Origin of the sequence: Ralstonia flaminis (assembly GCF_958415495.1) — a bacterium.
GTDB lineage: Bacteria > Pseudomonadota > Gammaproteobacteria > Burkholderiales > Burkholderiaceae > Ralstonia > Ralstonia flaminis.
In genome coordinates this window covers 1-680 of sequence record NZ_CATZLL010000044.1, presented here as the reverse complement: position 1 = coordinate 680, position 680 = coordinate 1, and the positions used below count along the sequence as shown (strand labels likewise).

General features: G+C 62.9%; 1 protein-coding gene. It reads right to left on the bottom strand.

The window, feature by feature from the left end:
- A partial coding sequence (locus R2N11_RS26365) for a flagellin N-terminal helical domain-containing protein (protein ID WP_316682966.1) occupies nucleotides 1–680 on the bottom strand: 680 nt, incomplete at both ends.

The following is a 680-nucleotide window of genomic DNA, read 5'->3' as shown; positions in this document are numbered from 1 at the left end:
CGAGCTCATCTTGGCGGACTCGGCAGCCATGTCGGCGTCCATGATGCGGCCTTCAGCGTCGGCGGTGTTCATCGACATGTTGCCCAGGTTGTTGTAGACGTGGCCGAGGCGGTTTTCACCAGCACCGATGGCCGAGCGCATCGTGCCGACGGAGGCCAGGGCCGTTTCGAGCTTGGCGATCATGTCGTTGGCGTTGGCGGTCAGGTCCGTGCCAGGCGCGGTGGCGCCAGGCGTGGTGAATGCGGAAGATGCGGCCTTCAGGTCGGTGTGAACCCTGGTGAGTTCGGTCGACACGTTGAAGGTCATCGTTTCGCTGGCGGAAGCACCGATCTGGAACGTCACGGCTGCAGCCAGCTTGCTGCCGGTTTCGCCGATCAGCTTGGCGCCGCCGTACGACGTGTTGGTCATGATGTTGGCCAGTTCCTTGCCCAGTGCATCGTACTCAGCCTGCATGGCCTTCTTGTCTTCGTCGTTGGACGAACCGTCGGCGGCTTGGGTCGCCAGATCCTTCATGCGGTACAGCACGCTGGTGACTTCGTTGAACGCACCGTCGGCCGTTTGCAGCATCGACGAGGCATTCTGCGTGTTTTGCATGGCCACGCCCATGCCGCGCGTTTGCGCTTGCAGGCGAACAGCGATCTGCAGGCCGGCGGCGTCGTCCTTGGCCGAGTTGATGCGCA